The organism is Kitasatospora sp. NPDC101447, from assembly GCF_044767225.1.
GTDB lineage: Bacteria > Actinomycetota > Actinomycetes > Streptomycetales > Streptomycetaceae > Kitasatospora.
On record NZ_JBIWNL010000094.1, the window covers coordinates 1 to 1,070 of the forward strand.

The 1,070-nt window shown below is 69.3% G+C and carries 1 protein-coding gene; it reads right to left on the reverse strand.

Features of this window, described 5'->3' with window-relative positions; translation table 11 throughout:
• Nucleotides 1-949: IS481 family transposase (locus tag ACIRST_RS42430; protein ID WP_402810156.1), on the reverse strand; the 949-nt coding region annotated here is incomplete at its 3' end.
• Nucleotides 950-1,070 lie beyond the last annotated feature (121 nt).

The window sequence follows — 1,070 nt, forward strand, 5'->3', positions numbered from 1 at the left end:
TGTTCTGGCCCGTGAGGTTGGGAACGCGGCTGGCGGGTGGTTTGCCTGCGAGTGCGGTGTGTCCGCGGTGGTGATTGTAGGTGTGGAGCCAGTCGGGGTAGGCGTCGCGGCGTTCTTGTTCGGTGCGGTAGGGCCTGGCGTAGGCCCATTCGTCGAGCAGGGTGCGGTTGAAGCGTTCGACCTTGCCGTTCGTCTGTGGGCGGTAGGGGCGGGTGCGCTTGTGTGTGATGCCCTCGGCCGCGAGGGCATCACGCCACAGCCGGGAGCGGTAGCAGGAGCCGTTGTCGGTCATCACCCGTTGGACGGTGATCCCGGCCCGGGCGAAGAACTCACTCGCCCGGGTCCAGAAAGCCGTAGCGGTCTCCTTGCGCTCGTCGGGCTGGATCTCGCTGTAGGCCAGGCGGGAGTGGTCGTCGACGGCGTTGTGCAGGTAGCCGTAACCGGTACCGGTGCTGTTCTTTTTGCCGGTGGGGCGGCCCAGGGCCCGGTGGCCGCCTCCGTCGGGGATGTTGCCGAGCTTCTTGATGTCGACATGGACCAACTCGCCCGGTGCGGCGCATTCGTAGCGCCGCACCGGGCGTCCGGTGGCGCGGTCGAGGTGGGCCAGGCGGGCGAGTCGGTAGCGGACCAGGACCCGGTGTACCGTGGCCGGGTTCAGGCGGAGCAGGTAGGCGATGCGGGCCGGGCCCCACCGCCGCAGGACGCGGACCTTGATGATCCGCCGCTCGGTGCGGGTCGCCGTGCGTCGGGGACTGCGGTGCGGACGCGAAGAGCGGTCGGCCATGCCGGCCTCGCCGAATGCGCGGTAGCGGTCCGCCCAGCGTTTCGCGGTGGTGGGCGAGACCTGGAAGCGTTCGGCGGCCCGCCGCAGCGGCCAGCCGTCCTCGACCACGCAGCGGGCCAGGCGCAGGCGTCCGGTCTCGGTCAGCGGTGCGTTACGGTGTGGCATGAGGGCCTTTCTGGGTGCCGGTGCAGATGTCGCAATCCACACCGAGCCAGAAGGCCCTCACTCATTTCAAGATCACCGCGCCGTGAACCCCGTCACCAACCTCCGTGGTCAGTACACCTAG